Annotated in this window: 17 protein-coding genes; 11 read left to right on the forward strand and 6 right to left on the reverse strand. The window is 67.9% G+C overall.

Translation table 11 applies throughout. The annotated features are described in order from the left end of the window. Window positions 1-161: 161 nt before the first annotated feature. The 3 genes from HWX22_RS28580 (at window position 162) to HWX22_RS28590 (ending at window position 2,851) form a co-directional block, all read left to right on the forward strand. Window positions 162-1,649, forward strand: coding sequence for a winged helix-turn-helix domain-containing protein (locus HWX22_RS28580; protein WP_175911412.1), 1,488 nt, complete (start codon window positions 162-164; stop codon window positions 1,647-1,649). A 55-nt stretch (window positions 1,650-1,704) separates the two neighbouring features. Further along, complete coding sequence (locus HWX22_RS28585; RefSeq protein WP_175911410.1) at window positions 1,705-2,076, forward strand: response regulator; 372 nt, start codon at window positions 1,705-1,707, stop codon at window positions 2,074-2,076. 118 nt (window positions 2,077-2,194) lie between these two features. Beyond that, the gene (locus HWX22_RS28590) at window positions 2,195-2,851 is read left to right on the forward strand and encodes a response regulator (RefSeq protein ID WP_244135309.1); all 657 of its coding nucleotides are present in this window, start codon (window positions 2,195-2,197) and stop codon (window positions 2,849-2,851) included. 74 nt (window positions 2,852-2,925) lie between these two features. Here the strand turns inward: HWX22_RS28590 and HWX22_RS28595 are convergent, their stop codons facing one another. Together HWX22_RS28595 and HWX22_RS28600 are read right to left on the reverse strand one after the other, a co-directional pair. Beyond that, entirely contained in the window at window positions 2,926-4,350 is a 1,425-nt protein-coding gene (locus HWX22_RS28595; RefSeq protein ID WP_175916851.1) for an efflux transporter outer membrane subunit, read from the reverse strand. Further along, window positions 4,347-5,375 (reverse strand): HlyD family secretion protein, encoded by a 1,029-nt coding sequence (locus HWX22_RS28600; protein ID WP_175911404.1) that lies wholly within the window; start codon window positions 5,373-5,375, stop codon window positions 4,347-4,349. The genes HWX22_RS28595 and HWX22_RS28600 overlap by 4 nt, the downstream gene beginning before the upstream one ends. Window positions 5,376-5,458: 83 nt before the next feature. Between HWX22_RS28600 and HWX22_RS28605 the strand changes: the two genes are divergently transcribed. Further along, entirely contained in the window at window positions 5,459-7,039 is a 1,581-nt protein-coding gene (locus tag HWX22_RS28605; RefSeq protein WP_175916852.1) for an MFS transporter, read from the forward strand. A gap of 128 nt (window positions 7,040-7,167) precedes the next feature. On the opposite strand, the gene HWX22_RS28610 is transcribed toward HWX22_RS28605, so the two are convergent. Beyond that, window positions 7,168-7,989 (reverse strand): alpha/beta hydrolase, encoded by an 822-nt coding sequence (locus HWX22_RS28610; protein WP_175911400.1) that lies wholly within the window; start codon window positions 7,987-7,989, stop codon window positions 7,168-7,170. Between the two features lie 557 nt (window positions 7,990-8,546). Here HWX22_RS28610 and HWX22_RS28615 point away from each other — a divergent pair. Then, window positions 8,547-8,972 carry a DUF3331 domain-containing protein gene (locus HWX22_RS28615; RefSeq protein ID WP_059698900.1) on the forward strand — a complete coding sequence of 142 codons (426 nt, stop codon included), beginning with the start codon at window positions 8,547-8,549 and terminating at the stop codon, window positions 8,970-8,972. A 25-nt stretch (window positions 8,973-8,997) separates the two neighbouring features. On the opposite strand, the gene HWX22_RS28620 is transcribed toward HWX22_RS28615, so the two are convergent. Then, window positions 8,998-9,639, reverse strand: a complete 642-nt coding sequence (locus HWX22_RS28620; RefSeq protein WP_175911396.1) for an HD domain-containing protein — start codon at window positions 9,637-9,639, stop codon at window positions 8,998-9,000. Here HWX22_RS28620 and HWX22_RS28625 point away from each other — a divergent pair. The 3 genes from HWX22_RS28625 (at window position 9,638) to HWX22_RS28635 (ending at window position 13,567) form a co-directional block, all read left to right on the forward strand. Further along, window positions 9,638-9,943 (forward strand): hypothetical protein, encoded by a 306-nt coding sequence (locus tag HWX22_RS28625; RefSeq protein ID WP_175911394.1) that lies wholly within the window; start codon window positions 9,638-9,640, stop codon window positions 9,941-9,943. The genes HWX22_RS28620 and HWX22_RS28625 overlap by 2 nt on opposite strands. A gap of 193 nt (window positions 9,944-10,136) precedes the next feature. After that, window positions 10,137-11,930, forward strand: a complete 1,794-nt coding sequence (locus HWX22_RS28630) for a winged helix-turn-helix domain-containing protein (protein ID WP_175911392.1) — start codon at window positions 10,137-10,139, stop codon at window positions 11,928-11,930. Window positions 11,931-12,103: 173 nt separating this feature from the next. Next, the gene (locus HWX22_RS28635) at window positions 12,104-13,567 is read left to right on the forward strand and encodes a mechanosensitive ion channel family protein (protein ID WP_175911390.1); all 1,464 of its coding nucleotides are present in this window, start codon (window positions 12,104-12,106) and stop codon (window positions 13,565-13,567) included. A gap of 28 nt (window positions 13,568-13,595) precedes the next feature. On the opposite strand, the gene HWX22_RS28640 is transcribed toward HWX22_RS28635, so the two are convergent. Beyond that, window positions 13,596-14,504, reverse strand: a complete 909-nt coding sequence (locus HWX22_RS28640) for a LysR family transcriptional regulator (RefSeq protein WP_175911388.1) — start codon at window positions 14,502-14,504, stop codon at window positions 13,596-13,598. 155 nt (window positions 14,505-14,659) lie between these two features. After that, entirely contained in the window at window positions 14,660-14,941 is a 282-nt protein-coding gene (locus tag HWX22_RS28645; protein WP_175911385.1) for a XapX domain-containing protein, read from the reverse strand. 308 nt (window positions 14,942-15,249) lie between these two features. On the opposite strand from HWX22_RS28645, the gene HWX22_RS28650 reads away from it, so the two are divergent. The 3 genes from HWX22_RS28650 to HWX22_RS28660 form a co-directional block, all read left to right on the forward strand. Next, a complete protein-coding gene (locus tag HWX22_RS28650) occupies window positions 15,250-15,936 on the forward strand; it encodes a hydrolase (RefSeq protein WP_175911383.1) in 687 nt (228 codons plus the stop codon). A 169-nt stretch (window positions 15,937-16,105) separates the two neighbouring features. After that, entirely contained in the window at window positions 16,106-16,273 is a 168-nt protein-coding gene (locus HWX22_RS28655) for a DUF1427 family protein (RefSeq protein ID WP_059534375.1), read from the forward strand. Window positions 16,274-16,292: 19 nt separating this feature from the next. Next, window positions 16,293-16,675, forward strand: a 383-nt coding sequence (locus HWX22_RS28660) for an amidohydrolase family protein (protein WP_175911381.1), incomplete at its 3' end; no start/stop codon positions are given.

Consider the following 16,675-nt stretch of genomic DNA (forward strand, 5'->3'; position numbering starts at 1 on the left):
CATGCCGGACTAAACCTATGGATAATGTTCGCGGCGCCGGTTGCGACCTACGATACGGTCGAGCCTTCCGGCCTGCCTTGGCACGGCCGGACGGGCAACCCAGGAGTGCGTCGTCTCGCGAGGCGGCGCAAGGTGCCACGCAGCATAAGCGAGTGCGGATCATGTACACGTTCGGGCAGGTGACGGTTTCCCTTGAATGCCGCGAGGTCTGCGTCGACGGGCAGCCCCGGTATATCGGCGCCCGGGCATTCGAGATCCTCGAGCTGCTGGTGAAGGCGGCCGGCCGGCTGGTGTCGAAGGACGAGATCATGCAGGCCGTGTGGCCGCACACGGTCGTGGTCGAGAACAACATCCAGGTTCACATCTCGACGCTGCGCAAGCTGTTCGGCGGCAAGCACGGGTGGATCCGGACCGAATCGGGTCGCGGCTACCGGCTCGCGCCACCGGCGGACCGGACGCATGACGATCGCCTGCCGATCGCCTTCGAATCGGCGGGCGCGGCCCGCACGAGCGCCGCGCCGCGCAAATGTCCGATGATTGGTCGTGAGACGGAAGCGGCCGAGCTGCACGAGCTGCTCGAGCGCGAGGCGCTCGTCACGCTGGTCGGCCCCGGCGGCGTCGGCAAGACGCATCTGGCGCTGGAGGTCGCGACGGCCTGGTCGGCGGCGCGCGGGATCGAGATGGCCCGGGTCGATCTGGCCGGCCTGCAGGCCGGCGCGACGCCGGCATCCGCGGTGCTGGGCGCGCTCGACCTGCCGGGCGGCGCGACCGCGGGGCCCGCCGATGTCGTGCGGGCGATCGGCGAGCAGCGCGTCGTGCTGGTGTTCGACAACGCCGAGCCGTACGTCGACGATCTGGCGGATCTGAGCGAAGCGATCGCGGACGCGAATCCTGGCGCGATACTCGTCGTGACGAGCCGGGAGCCGTTGCGCGTCGCGGGCGAGCGGGTCTATCGCGTCGGTCCGCTGTCGGTGCCGCCGGCCGGCGCGAACGCCGGCGATATCGTCGCGAGCGGCGCGGTCCGGATGTTCCTGGCGCGCGCGCGTGCGATGGGGACGGACCTTCCGTGCGATGCGAAGACCCTCGACGCGATCGCGACCATCTGCCGCCGCCTGAGCGGCCTGCCGCTCGCGCTCGAGCTCGGGGCGGCCCGTGTCGCATCGCTCGGCATCCAGGGGCTGGCGGCGGATCTCGACAAGTCCGTGCTGTCGCTGTCCGGCGGCCTGCGCACGGCCCACCCGCGGCAGCAGACCCTCAGGGCCACCATCGAGTGGAGCTACCGGTTGCTCGACGACATGGAGCGCACGGTGCTGTGCCGTCTCGCGGTGTTTCCGGATGCGTTCCGGCTCGACGCGGCCTGCGCGCTCGCCGCCTGTGACGAACTGGGTTCGGAGGAGGTGCTGGACGCGCTCGTCGGCCTTGCATCGAAATCGCTTCTGGTCGTCCATTCGGTCGGGCTGTCGAAGCGTTACTCGCTGCTCGAGGTCGTGCGCGCATACGCGCTCGAGAAACTGGCGGAGTCGGGCGAGGCCGGGCGCCTCCATGCGCGGTGCGCGTCGTTCGCGGCCGACGCGATCGCGAACACGCCGCACCCCGCGCCGGCCGACGCGTCGGCGCAACCCATGCTGCTTGCCGGGTCGTGGGCGTGAACCCCGGGCCGCACGGCGATGTTCTCGACTGACACAATTTTCCGGTTCTTATTTCATGGCCCTTGTTTGCATCATCGATGACGATGCGTCGGTCCGAAAGAGTCTTGTCAGCCTGCTGAAATCGGCGGGCCATACCGCATTGCCGTTCCCGTCTGGCGAGGAATTCCTCGCGGCCGGCCCGCTGGACGACGCGGCGTGCGTGCTGCTCGACCTGAAGATGAAAGGGATGGGCGGTCTCGACGTCCAGCGCCTGCTGGCACAACGCAACGCGGCGCTTCCGGTCATCCTGATGTCGGCGCACGGCGACGACGAGTCGGTCCGCCGGGCGCTCGCGCAAGGCGCGGTCGCGTTCCTGCGCAAGCCGTTTCCATCTGACGACATGCTCAACCTGATCGATCAGGTCGCATCCGGCGCACCGCCCGCTTGATCGGCCCACCGGCCGTCACGTCGCGCGTTCAGGCGTAGCCGCCCGAATTTTTCTCGGTTTATCATTCGATAATGAAGCGGATGACTACTCAGGGAATGCGATGGCGAGCACGCCGGATATGACTTCGAACCGCAACCAGAGCGCGGGCGATCCTGCGCCGATCGTCTATGTGGTCGACGACGACGAAACGCTGCGGCGCGCACTGAGCGCGCTGTTGCGCTCGGCGGGATTTCGCGTCGAGACGTTCGCGACGTCGCGCGCGTTCCTCGCCTTCGAGCGGCCCGACGTGCCGAGCTGCCTGATCCTCGACGTGCGTCTTGCCGACGAGAGCGGGCTCGCCGTTCAGGAGGAAGCGGTGCGCGCGGGCCTGAACGTGCCGATCCTGTTCATGACGGGTTACGGCGACGTACCGACCACCGTGAAGGCCATGAAGGGCGGCGCGCTCGATTTCCTGACGAAGCCGTTCGACGACGAGACGATGCTCGATGCGGTCGGCCGCGCGCTGGCCCGCGACGGCGAACGCCTCGTTCGCGAGCGAGCGCTGGATGCGGTGCGGCAGGCTTATGCATCGTTGACGCCGCGCGAACGCGAGGTCATGAGCCACGTGATCGCGGGCCTGATGAACAAGCAGATCGCGTCGAATCTCGGGCTGCAGGAAATCACAGTGAAGGTGCATCGTGCGCAGGTGATGAAGAAGATGCAGGTCCGCACGCTGCCGGATCTCGTGCGCCAGGCCGAGGCGCTCGGTGTGCGTCCGGCCGGCGCGGGCGACTGAGCGGGCGCGCCGGCCCGTTCGACGCGACGGCATCGGCGCGCGCCAGCGACGGCGCAACGCACGTTCAGGCATCTTCAGAACAGCCCGGCGCGATGCGCGTCGCCCGCCGGCGCCGACGCCGGCGGCGTCCACCCGCCGCCCAGCGCGCGCACGAGACCGACCGTCGCGATGGCCAGCGCCTGGCGGCTGTGAATCAGCTGGCGCTGCGCGCTCAATGCATCGCGGTCCGCGTCGATGACTTCCAGATAGCTGACGTAGCCGTGCGCGTAACGGCTCAGCGACAAACGCGCCGCCGCCTCGGTGGCGCGCGCCGCGCCGTCGTAGCGCACGATCCGCTCCTTCTGCGCGGCGATGTCGTTGAGCGCATCCTGAACCTCGCGCAGCGCGCCGAGCGCGGTCGCGCGATAGTTCGCGTCGGCGACGTCGGCGCCCGCCGTCGCGGCGGCCACCGCGGCGTCGCGCTTGCCGCCGTCGAACAGCGTTTCGGCGACACTCGCACCGAGTCCCCACAGCGAACTGTTGCGATCGAGAAACGTGCCGAGATCGCGGCTGGCAAAACCGCCCTGCGCGGTCAGCGTCAAGGTCGGCAGCCACGCGGTGCGGGCGACGCCGATATCGAGCGATGCCGCGTCGACACGGCGCGCGGCCGCGTAGACGTCCGGCCGTTGCGCGAGCAGGGTCGACGGCAGGCCGGGCGGCACGTCCGGTACGCGAACGGCAGATGCGGTCGGCGCGACGGCGAATGCGGTCGGCGACACGCCGGTCAGCACGGCGAGCGCGTCGACGAGGTTTTCGCGCAGTCGCCTGCTGTCCGCGAGATCGGCGCGTGCCGTATCGAGATCGGCCGACGCGCGCAGCGCGTCGAGATCGCTCGCCGCGCCGGCCCGCACGCGCGCGGCGATCACGTCGAGCGCGGTGCGCCGCAGCTCGATCGCGCGCGCGAGCGTCGCGAGATCCTGTTCGACGAAATGGAGCGTCAGGTAGTCGGCCGCGACCTCGGTCGCGACGCGCAGGCGCACCGCCGCGCGATCGGCATCCGCCTGCAGCACGTTCTGCCGGCCGATCTCGGCGTCGCCGCGCAGGCGCCCCCACAGATCGACTTCGTAGCTCGCGTTGAACGGCACCGACCAGTTGTGCATCGTGCGTTTCGGCAATGCGTTGTCAACCGTGCCCGACACGCGCGCGCGGCTGAACGACGGCGCGACGCCGACGGTGGGCGCCAACGCGGCTTCGCGCACGCCGAGCAGCGCCTGCGCCTGATCGACGCGCGCCGCGGCGGCGCGGATGTCGGGATTGCCGGCGAGCGCGGCATCGACGAGCGCGACGAGCGGCGGTGCGTCGAACCACGCGGGCCACTCGGCGAGCGGCGGTGCGGGCTCGTGCGCCGCATCCGCGTGGCGAAACCGGTCGGACCCGACCGGCACGGGCGCGAGCGGCCGCGGCGCGATCGTGCACGCGCTGAGCAAGCCGGCGGCGAACAGGGCGGCGATGCGGATCATGGCCGAGTGCGCTCGCGCTGCAGCGTGACGACGACCGACAGGCCGGGCCGGATGCGCGGCTCGCTCGACGCCTGGCCGTCGAGCAGGATCTTGACGGGCACCCGCTGCGTGACCTTCGTGAAGTTGCCGGTCGCATTGTCGGGCGGCAACAGGGCAAACTGTCCGCCGGTCGCGGGCGACAGGCTGTCGACGTGTCCGCTGAAGGTCCGGTCCGGCAGCGCGTCGAAGCGCAACTGCACGACGTCGCCGGTGCGCACGTGCCGCAGCTGGGTCTCGCGAAAGTTCGCGACCACCCACGGGTGCGGCTCGACGAGCGTCAGCAGCGCCTGGCCGGGCGCGACGTGTTCGCCGGTCTCGACGGTTTTCTTGCCGACGTAGCCGTCCGACGGTGCGACGACCGTCGTGTATTGCAACTGAAGCTCCGCGTCGCGCAGCTCGGCGTCGTTCTGGTTCGACACGGCGGCGGCGGCCTGCCACGCGGCCTGCGCGCCGCGCTGCTGCGCGTCGGCCGCGGCGACGCGCGCGCGGGCGGAAGTGCGCGCCGCGTTGGCCGCATCGAATTCCTGCTGCGACAACCCGCGCGGCGTTTCGCGCGTCAGCTCGCGTGCGCGTGCGTAATCGAGTTCGGCCTTCTCGGCGTCCGCATGCGCCGACACGCGCGTCGCCTCGGCTTGCTCGACCAGCGCCTTCGCGCGGCTCGCGTCGGCATGTGCCTGCGCGACGCGCGCCCGCTGCAGCGCGACGCGCACGTCGAAGTCGCGCGGGTCGAGGCGGACGAGCGGCTCGCCCGCGTGCACGAAGCGGTTGTCGTCCACCAGCACGCGCTCGACGGTGCCCGCCACGCGCGGCGAGATCACGTGCAGGTGCCCTGTCACGTAGGCGTCGTCGGTGCCGCGCTCATGCGCATCGAATTCGTAGACGAGCAGCGCGACGAGCAGCAGTGCACAACCGGCGATCAGGACGATCGGCCACTTGCGTGAGCGCGCGGCGGGCGGGGACGGTGCGTCCGGCGGGTTCGGGGTCATGGTCGGGATACTCCATCGAACAGACGATTTTTTTCGCATCGCGCTATGCTTGCGCGAGCCTCATGTGTGGAAACCACTCGACGATGAACACCACGTTCGCCCCCGGCGGCGCGACACCGGGGCCGGCCGCCGCGCCAGCCACCGACATACCGACGTTTCGTTCGATCGCCGCGATCGCGTCCGTGCTGCTCGGCGCGATCATCGCGACGCTGACGTCGCGCATCACGTCGCTCGGGCTCGCCGACGTGCGCGGCGCGCTCGGCGTCGGGTTCGACGAAGGCGCGTGGATCAACACGGCGTTCACCGCATCGCAGATGTTCGTCGGCCCGCTCGCGATCGCGGCGGCCTTCGTGTTCGGCACGCGCCGCGTGCTGCTGGCGGGCGCGTCGGTGTTTCTCGTCGTCGAAAGCGTGCTGCCGCTGTGCACGAACTTCGGCACGTTCATCGTGTTCCAGAGCCTCGCCGGCTTCGCGTCCGGCGTGTTCGTGCCGCTGACCGTCGGCTTCGTCGTCCGCACGCTGCCGCCGCGGCTCATTCCGTTCGGCATCGCCGCGTATGCGATGAACCTCGAGATGTCGCTGAACCTGTCTGCGACGCTCGAAGGTTGGTACAGCGAACATTTGAGCTGGCGCTGGCTGTTCTGGCAGAACGCGCTGCTGACGCTTCCGTTCATCGTGTGCCTGCTGCTGTCGCTGTCGAACGAGCCGATCAAGCGTTTCGCGTCCGGTATGGACGCACGCGGCATGCTGCTCGGCGCCGGCGGATTCACGTGCCTGTGCATCGCGCTCGATCAGGGCGAACGGCTGTTCTGGTTCCAGTCGCCGTTGATCGTCGCGCTGCTGTGCATCGGCATCCTGATGGTTGCCGCGTTCCTGATTCACGAGCTCACGTCCCGGCGGGCCGGGATCGATCTCGGCTACCTCGCGCGGCCCAACATCGCATGGCTGATCGTGCTCGTCGGCCTCGTGCGCTTTACCGTGCTCAATACGAGCTTCATCCCGTCGGTATTTCTCGCGAGCACCTACGGGCTGCGTCCGCTGCAGATCGGCGATACGCTGCGCTGGATCGCGATTCCGCAACTGCTGTTCGCGCCGTGCGTCGCGTGGCTGCTGCAGCGTGTCGATCCGCGCCGGCTGATCGTGGCCGGCTTCCTGATGGTGGCGGTTGCGTTCGCGCTCGGCGCGCGTCTCACGTCCGCCTGGGCCGAACCCGATTTCATCCCGTCGCAGTTGCTCCAGGCGCTCGGGCAGACGATGGCGCTCACGTCGGTCATCTACTTCTTCGGCAAGCACGTGACGGCCGAGCACGCGCTGACGTTCGGCGCCGTCGTGCAGACGACGCGCCTGCTGAGCGGGCAGCTCGGCACGACGTCGATCGCGGTGATCCAGCGCATCATGGAAGCTACCCATTCGAATCTCGTCGGTCTGCATGTCACGCTGTCGGATCCGCAAACGCTCGACCGCCTGCGGGCCGGCGCGGCGTCACTCGTGTCGCACGGCGCCACCTTCGCGGCAGGCGACCAGGCGGCCTATGCGCTGCTCGACCGGGCGGTCCGGGTCCAGGCGACCACGCTCGCGCTGGCCGACAATTTCCGGGTCGCGATGGCGGTTGCGGTTGCGGGGGTGATGATCGGCATGCTGCTCAGGCCGGCGCGCGCGCCGTAAGCACCCGCCATCGCGCAGCGACGATCTTCGCGATCGCGCTCGCCGCAACGAGATGGTGCCGGCCTGAAAAATCCTGAATCGTGCTGAAGCGCGCCGGCGCAACGGCCGGACGCGCCGTGCCGCGACGCTTACGCCTTCAGGAACGCGAGCAGTTCGGCATTGATCAGATCGGCATTGACGACGCACATCCCGTGCGATCCGCCGGGAATTACCTTCAGCTGCGCGTGCTTCACGATCTTCGCGGACAACCGCGCCGAATCGTCGATCGGCACGATCTGGTCGTCGTCGCCGTGCAGGATCAGCGTCGGGACGTCGATCTTCTTCAGGTCCTCGGTGTAGTCGACCTCGGAGAATTCCTTGATGCACAGATACTGGCCGTGCACGCCGCCCATCATGCCCTGCGCCCAGAATGCGTCGATCGTACCTTGCGACGCCTTGGCGTTCGGGCGGTTGTAGCCGAAGAACGGCACGGCGAGATCCTTGTAGAACTGCGAACGGTTTTCGGCGACGTTCTTGCGGATGCCGTCGAATACGTCCATCGGCAGGCCGCCCGGGTTGGACGCCGATTTCACCATCTGCGGCGGAACCGCGCCGATCAGCACGGCCTTCGACACGCGCTTCGTGCCGTGGCGCCCGATGTAGTGCGCGACTTCGCCGCCGCCGGTGGAGTGGCCGACGAGCGTGGCTTCGCGCAGGTCCAGCGCATTCATCAGCGCCGCCAGATCGTCCGCATACGTGTCCATGTCGTTGCCTTGCGACGGCTGGCTGGAGCGGCCGTGACCGCGCCGGTCGTGCGCGATCACGCGGAAGCCGTGCTGCACGAGGAACAGCATCTGCGCGTCCCACGCATCGGCGCACAGCGGCCAGCCGTGCGAGAAGACGACCGGGCGGCCGCTGCCCCAGTCCTTGAAGTAAATCTGCGTACCGTCTTTCGTGGTGATCGTGTTCATCGCATGGGCTCCTTGATGGGCGGAAGCGGCGTGTTTGGGCGCGGCGGCGGCAGCGGCGGCCGGCAGCGTGGCGGCGGCAACGGCGGTCGCGCCGGCCAGCAACATGTCTCGGCGACGCGCCGAGGGAACGGCGTCGATATCTGCGGGACGCATGGGAACTCCTTGAACGTGCGGTGGAACGGTGCCGCGCTGGTTGGTTGGGTCGGATCTGCCCGCCTGCGGCGATCGCGCCGGCAGCCGGCATGCGTTCGCGTTCGCGCCCGCGGGCGCGCAACGTAGCGAACGAATGCGGACAGGAGCCTATCGCGCGGCCGCGCGTCCTGTACTGAAATCGCGCTGAATTGTCATGAACGCGGCCGCGGCGCGTGTCGCGCGACGCATGAACCGACCGGTCAGAAAAATTAAGCCTGGCATCAAGACTCTTTAGCGGCGGCCCGCTATCGTCAAGGTCAGGTCATCGTGTCGCGGATCGTGCCAGTTCGCGGCGGCGGATGACGACCGCGATGTGCCCGGGTGTGATGCGTCCGGCCCGTCGCCATTTGCCTGGATACGTTGCCATGAACGCCTTCAATCGCTGGGAACACGTGATGACACTGCTCGACCCGTCGCCCGCAGTGAGTCGCAATGCGTTGTCGCAGCTTCGCGACGCGGACGCCGCGCGCCGCCGCCATCGTGACGAGGCGCCGCCCGCGTCGAGCGGCGATGCGCGCCGCCGATGCGCGATCGTCGCGGTCGAGCGGCAGACCGATTCATCGGTGTTGATATCGTGGAGCGATCCGACGCGCTGTCGCTACGACGAGCAGCGCTGGATCAGCGCCAAGTCGCGCAGCGCCGGGCGCTGCGCGCTGACCGGCACGACGATTCGCACCGGCGACGCGATCTACAAACCGCAATGGCGCGGCGCCAAGCGCCCCGCGAACTATCGGGAGGCGATCCTCGCGTCCGAGCTGGACCGGTTCATCGTCAGACTGCCCCGTTCATGACCGTGACGGGCACGGCCGGCCGCGCTCAGTCCGCCCATTTCGACCCGAGCACCAGGCCGCAGAAATTTGTCCGACGATAGTCCGGGTCGCAACGCTCGAGCGCGTCGGCGCATACGTTGCCGAACGCGGTTTCGGGGCGATGCGCGGTGCCCGCGGCGAGCGCTTCGAGGAACAACTCCTTGAAGCACGGGCCTCGCGGCCACGCGTTCGTGATCTCGTTGCGTTCAGCGCAGCTCACCTCGTCGAGATGGCGCGCGAAGAGATCCGTCTCGATGCCGGCGCCGAGCAATGCGGTCAGCGGCGTCATGTGAGGATGAAGGCCGAAGGACGTGTGCAGCGCGATCGCGCGCCATACCTCGGCCGCGTCTTCGGCGGCAACGCCGTATCCGCCGAGGAATGCGCGCGCGACGTTCGCGCCGTCGATTTCGTAGCGCCGGTGCGAGTCGCGGTGGCCTTCGGTCAGTCCGATGTCGTGGAATAGCGCGGCGACGTACAGGAGCTCGGCATCGAAGGCGATGCCGCGACGCGTGCCGATGACAGATGCAAACGCGAACACGCGCATCGCATGCCGGAACAGGAGTTCAGGCTCGCTGGCCCGCACGATCGCGGCCGCTTCGCGCGCGATCGCGCTGTCGGGAATCAGGATGCCGGCGATACGGTGGCCCATGGTCGCCTCCTCGCGGCGTGACGGTGGTTGTCCGGTGCCCATCGTCTCGCGCCGCGCCGCCGAATGTCTTGAGCGCGGCCTGAATCATTCTGAAAGGAAAAATCGCCCGACCGGCGGGATGGAAATCGGTTCCGCCAAAATGCCGCGAGTCATCTTTTCCGGAACATTAACGCAATTCATTCGATTCGCCACGGCAAACGACGGGTTGCCAAAGCGAAGCCGGAATAACCGGGTTTTGCTGCCGGAAAAGAATTCATCGGTAAATCACTATTTCGCGTATCGGCGGTGCTGCCGGACGCCGTGATGCGAGATCCTGCGCGTGTGCGAGAACAAATGCCGTCCCGTCGGCGGTGTTCGCGAATTTCATCGATTCAAAAAATTTGTTCATTGGGTTCTGATAATTTGAATCATTGTTCGAAGCGAATGCCGTAGCATTGGCACGGTAGCGGTGTCATTTCCGACAGGGCATCGACGAATGGAAACGATTAAGAATTCACATGATCCGGATTGGAACGCTTCACGTCTTTCTCGACAGACGTGAAATTCGCTCGAACGGCAAACTGCTGAGAATCGGCAGTCGCGCATTCGAAATTCTCGAACTCCTGATTCGGGCGAACGGCGCATTGGTATCGAAGGACGAGATCATGCAGCGCGTGTGGCCGCACACGGTCGTGGAGGAAAACAACCTGCAGGTGCATGTCGCCGCGTTGCGCAAGGCGCTGGGCGGCGACCGGAACCTGATCGTCACGGTGCCGGGGCGCGGCTACCGGCTGGTGGGCGGGCAAGCCGAGCGCGCGGCGCCCGTGCGTCCCGCGACGTCGCGGCTGGCGCAGGCCCCGACGGAACTCATCGGCCGGGAACAGACGGTCGCCGAGGTCCTGGCCGCGCTCGACACCGCACGCGTCGTGACGCTGGTCGGCGCCGGCGGCATCGGCAAGACGCGGGTTGCGCTGGAAGCGGCCATGCGCGCCGAGGCGAGCTTTCCGGACGGCGCCGCGTTCGTGTCGCTCGCCACGGTGGCGTGCCCGCAGTTCGTGCCCGACGCGCTGGCCGACGCATTCGAGCTCGCGCAGCCGGCGGGATCGCTGACGCTCGAGGCGGTGCTCGCCAGCGTCGCACATCGGCGGATGTTGCTGGTGCTCGACAATTGCGAACATCTGCTCGACGCCGCGGCGCGGATCGCGACCGCGCTGACCGAGGCGGATGCCGGCCTTCGCGTGCTCGCGACGAGCCGCGAGGCGCTGCGCATCCAGGGCGAGCGACTGTGTCCGGTTCTGCCGCTCGAGGTGCCCGACGAGGGCGCGGACGAACGTGCGATCGTGGGCGCGAGCGCCGTGCAGCTGTTCTCGGCGCGCGCCCGCGCCGCCGACCCGCGCTTTCCGCTCGACGAACGCAGCCTGACGCTGATGGCGTCGGTCTGCCGGCGTCTCGACGGCCTGCCGCTCGCGATCGAACTGGCCGCGGCCCGCGCGGCCGTGCTCGGCATCGACGTGCTCGCCGCGCATCTCGACGACCATTTCCGGTTGCTGACCGGCGGTTTTCGCACGGCGTTGCCGCGTCATCAGACGTTGCAGGCGATGTATGACTGGAGCTACCGCCTGCTCGGCGACGCGGAACGTCTGCTGTTGCGCTGGCTCGGCGTGTTCCGGGACGGCTTCTCGATCGACGCGGTGCGGGAGATCGTCGGCACGAAGGGGCTGGCCGGCGCGGACCTGCTCGACACGATCGCCGGCCTGGTGTCGAAATCGCTGCTGAGCCTGGAGAGCACGCACGGCGCGCCGCGCTACCGGCTGCTGACGACGACGCGCGCCTATGCGCTCCAGCAACTCGAGAACAACGGCGAATGCGCGGCCGCGGCGCTTGCGCATGCGAACTACTTCCACACGCTGTTCAGGCTCGCGCCCATCGACGATGGCGGGCAGCTCGCCGAATCGCGGCTCGACGTGATCCGGCGCGAGCTCGGCAATCTGCGTGCGGCGCTTGACTGGGCGTTTTCGCCGAACGGAGACGTGCAGGTCGGCATCGCGCTGGCGGCGGTCGCGGTTCCGTGCCTGTTCGACCTGTCGCTCGTGGACGAATGTCGCGAACGGGCGCGCACGGCGCTCGACGCGATGCGCGATCTCGACGACACACCGGAGCACGCCGACGCGCGCGTGCGGCTGCTGGCCGCGTATGCGGCGGCGCTCGCTCATACGTCGCGGCCGACGCAGGTCGCGCACGACGCTTGGTCGGCCGTGCATGCGCTCGGGTTCGAGGCGGGCGAGGCCGAGGTGTCGCCGCGCGACGCGTAGCGCCCGTGTGCCGACGGCACATTCAGAACATTTCAGGCCGAATACAGGACCTGGCCGGCCGGCGCGTCTACATTGCATGCGCGGGGACTGTCCGCTCATCGCTGTCGCGACGCCACTGACTGCCGGCGCAGGGTCCCCGCCCGTCGCGAAGCGCGCCCTCAGCCCATTCCAGCATGCCGAACCTGTCCGACACGGTCGCCTACGGCGCGCCGATCGTTCTTGCCGACCTGATTGCCTGGCGGCTGCTTGGGGCCGGCCGTTCGACGACGAAGGCGATCTGGCGCTGCGCGTCGTTCGCCGCGTTGACTTATGCGCTGTTCTCGACCGGCGTGAGCCCGCTCGCGGTGCCGTCGTCGCCCGACCGCCTCGACCGCCTTGCGATCCAGGCAATCGCCGTCGCGTGGTGGCTGCAGTGCGCGCTGGTGTTCAGTCTGATGCTCGATCATCTGCTGCTGCCGCGTGCGTGGCGCAACCAGCGGCTGTTTCATGACATCGCGGCGGGCGCCGTGTTCGGTGCCGCGGCCGTCGCGGCGTTGGGCTACGTCCTCGGGTTGCCGCTGAGCGGGGTGGTCGCGACGTCGGGCGCCGTGGCGGTCATCCTCGGTCTCGCGCTCCAGAACACGCTGAACGACGTGTTCTCGGGCCTGGTCCTGAATACCACGCAGCCGTTTCGCCTCGGCGACACCGTGTCGATCGGCGAGCTCGAAGGTCGCATCGTCGAAAGCAACTGGCGCGCGACCAAGATGATCAACAGCCTCGGCAATCTGGTCGTCGTGCCGAACAGCGCGGCGGCCAAGGCCACGATCGTCAACCTGAGCGAGCCCGCGAGCGTGCACGGCGTGACGCTGACGATCGAGATCGATCCCGGCGTGCGGCCCGCCGTGGTCGTCGATGCGCTCGATCGCGCCGCCGCGAGTTCGCTCGACGTGCTGACGCGCCCCGCGCCGGTCTCGGTCGTCAAGGCGTTCCGGACCAACTCGATCGAATACGAGCTCATCTGTTACGTCGACACGTTGCAGAAGAAGATCGAGGTCCGCAACCGCCTCTACGATCTGACCCATCGGCACCTGGCCGCCGCGGACGTCGCGTTGCGCCCGCTTGCCGGGACCGTCGCGGAGCATCGTCCGGTTTCGCGGGGGCAGCGCCTGTTGCGTGCGGTCGAACTCTTCCGGCAGCTCGACGACGCGGATCTGGCGGTGCTGGCCGACGCGCTGGCGTCACGCGTGTTCCACAAGGGGGAGGTGATCTACGCGTCGAATGCCGATGCGCGGCTGCTGACCATCGTCGGCAGCGGCGTCGCGTCGGTGTTCGTGCCGGGCGCGGCCGGCGACATCGAAGTCAGGCGCATGGCGCCCGGCGACGCGATCGGCCAGTCCGTCGTGCTCGCCGGCACGCGGCTTCATGCGAGCGTCTACGCGGTGACCGCCGTGACGGCGTATCAATTGAGCAGCCGCGACCTGTCCCCGCTGATCGCCAGGAAGCCCGAACTGGGAAGGCTGATGTGCGAATCGCTGACCGAGCACATCGCGACCGAGGAAAGGATGCTGATCCCGCCGGCCGCGAAGGCTCACGCGTCGTTCAATCTGATCGAGTGGCTCGAGAAGGAGATGAAGCGCCTGCACGATGCGTTCGGCTGACGCGGCGTCATGGCGTGCGGCCGCGGAATCAGGCAAGCGCGGTGAACCGGTCGACGAGGTCGGGGCGATCGAGTTGCTCGACCCACCAGTGCAGTGCGCGTCCGGCTTCGTCGCCGCGCCACGCGATATAGCAATGGGTCGTGTCGCGCATGCCGGTCACCTGGCGCGCGACGAGTCTGCCTTGCGCGATCGCGCGTGCCGCGATGCAGTCCGGGAGCGTGCCCACCGCGAGTCCCTCGCATTGCGCGGCCAGTTTCGCGGCGAGCGTCGGCACCGCGAGATACGGTTGCCCGGCATCGACGGCGACCGAACGCGGCTGCAGTTCGCGGGAGGTATCGGAGATCACCGCGCCGCGATGCTCGACGACCGACGCCATCGACAGAGGCTCCGGCAGCGCCGCGAGCGGATGGTCGGGGGCGACCGCGAACACGTGCCTGAGCGTGCCGATCGGCCGCGTCACGATGTCGGGCAGCTCCGGCGGTTCGCCCGACGCGCCGACGACCAGATCGGCGCGGCGCGAAATCAGCGCATCCCAGGTGCCGCCGAGCACTTCGGTGGAGAGTCGCAGCCGCGTGTCCATCTCGAGACCGTAGAACGCATGCACGTACGGCCACATCGCCTCGAAGGGCAGGATCTCGTCGACGCAGATGCGGACCTCGGTTTCCCAGCCTTGCTGCGCGCGCTGCGCCTTGCGTTCGAGCTGTTCGGCGGCATGCAGAAGCCGACGGCCTTCCTCGACGACGACGCGGCCCGCGTGCGTGAGCCGCGCCCGGCGTCCGCTGCGGTCGAACAAGGCGACGTCGAGGTCGCTCTCGAGCTTTTGTACGAGGTAAGTCAGCGCGGACGGTACGCGGTGCAGCAGTTCCGCGGCTTCGGCGAACGTACCGGTGCGGTCGATCGCGTCCAGTGCTTCGAGCGCTTCGAAGGACAGCTTCATGGCGAATTCCACGGGGGAAGGGCATCGGGCTGTCATGTTAGCGTCAAGCGGCACCGAATCCAATACGGATCGGGGCGAGGCATCGCCCGACGTGCCGGAAAACGCGCAAGCGTGCGCGCCGACGCGCGTTGCCGCATCCGGTCAACGCATGCCGGTCAGGTCGGCGTCGATTCGCGGCGCTTCGTGGCAGCGTCGGACGCGTGCGCGCCGGGCAGCGCGCCGAACATGTGCTGGCTGCACTTCGCGTCGCTCCACGCGGTTCCGAGGCGGATTCCGCCGACCATCCGCCGCGCGACGGGAAGAATCTGTTCGCCGACCAGAATGCCGAGCAGGCCAATCAGGGCGACGGTCGGCGGCGCCGGCGATTGCACGCCGATCAGCGCGTAGACGATGCCGGCGAGCATGCCGGCGAAAAGCGAAGCAGTGTACGGTTTCATGGAATTGGAATGGAGTGACGACCGGGTGAAAAATCTGGATAACTACCGATCTGGCGTCGATCCGAAAGTCTCGGTTCAGCCTATCAGGTCTGTGCGTTCGTCACGTGTCGATTCAACCAAATTCAGATCTCTTAAGCCTGAATTTCGAGGGTCGCGATGATCAGAACGATTAATTGGCGTGATCGCGAATTTGCGTATTGAATGATGCGGGCTGGCTGTCGAACCTCCCGACACAGCGCATCGGACGCCTCGCGGATTCGTCGGCGAGGCGAGCCTCACTTTTCTCCGCGTCAAAGGACATCACCGCCATGAGCAACCCGAAGCTTGAAGTACTCACTCCGCACAACAGCCAGCTGATCTTCATCGACCAGCAGCCGCAGATGGCGTTCGGCGTTCAGTCGATCGATCGCCAGACGCTGAAGAACAACGTCGTCGGTCTCGCGAAGGCCGCGAAGGTATTCAACATCCCGACCACGATCACGACCGTCGAAAGCACCAGCTTCTCGGGTCACACCTATCCCGAACTGCTCGACGTGTTCCCGAACCAGAAGACGCTCGAACGCACGTCGATGAACTCGTGGGACGACCAGAAGGTGCGCGACGCGCTGGCCGCGAACGGCCGCAAGAAGGTGGTCGTGTCGGGCCTGTGGACGGAAGTCTGCAACACGACGTTCGCGCTCTGCGCGATGCTCGAAGGCGACTACGAGATCTACATGGTCGCCGACGCATCGGGCGGCACGACGCAGGCCGCGCACGACTTCGCGATGCAGCGGATGGTGCAGGCGGGCGTCGTGCCGGTCACCTGGCAGCAAGTGCTGCTCGAATGGCAGCGCGACTGGGCGCACCGCGAGACGTACGACGCCGTGATGGCGATCGCGAAGGAACATTCGGGCGCGTACGGCATGGGCGTCGACTACGCGTACACGATGGTCCACAAGGCTGCGCAGCGCACCGCGACGCCGCACGAGTCGATCCCGGCCGTCCCGGCGAAGTAAGCGCGGACAGTCCTCGACTGTCGCTGCCGAAGCGGCGTGCCCGATCCGGACGCGCCGCATCGGCGATGCGTCGACGCGGACGGCGAACCGTGATGATTCACGATGCCGTCCGCCCGGCGTTTGCCAGGACATAGGGCCTGCATTTCAACTTGTCCGGGAGATTGATCGTATGGAACCTTATCTGGTTTCCCTTGGTGCGGGCGTGCTGATCGGTGTCATCTACAGCGCAATCAAGGTCCGCTCTCCCGCGCCGCCGCTGATCGCACTGGTCGGGTTGCTCGGCATGGTGATCGGCGTGCAGGCCATTCCCACCCTCAAACAGCTCTTTGGCTTCTGATCGAAGCGAGGTGATGCACATGACCGCAACCGGGACCCAACCGGATCTGATCCTCCATAACGGAAGATTCACGACCCTCGACCGCACGAACCCCGTCGCGACTTCCGTCGCGATCAAGGATGGCCGCTTCGTCGCGGTCGGCAGCGACGCGGACGTGATGCCGCTCGCGGGCCGCGCGACGAAGGTGGTCGACCTCGACGGCCGCGGCGTGCTGCCGGGCCTGATCGACAACCACTGCCACGTGATTCGCGGCGGCCTGAACTACAACATGGAGCTCCGCTGGGACGGCGTGCCTTCGCTCGCCGTCGCGATGGAGATGCTCAAGCGTCAGGTCGCGATCACGCCCGCGCCGCAGTGGGTGCGCGTGGTCGGCGGCTTCACCGAACATCAGTTCGTGGAGAA

This window comes from Burkholderia sp. BCC1638, assembly GCF_902833195.1.
GTDB lineage: Bacteria > Pseudomonadota > Gammaproteobacteria > Burkholderiales > Burkholderiaceae > Burkholderia > Burkholderia diffusa.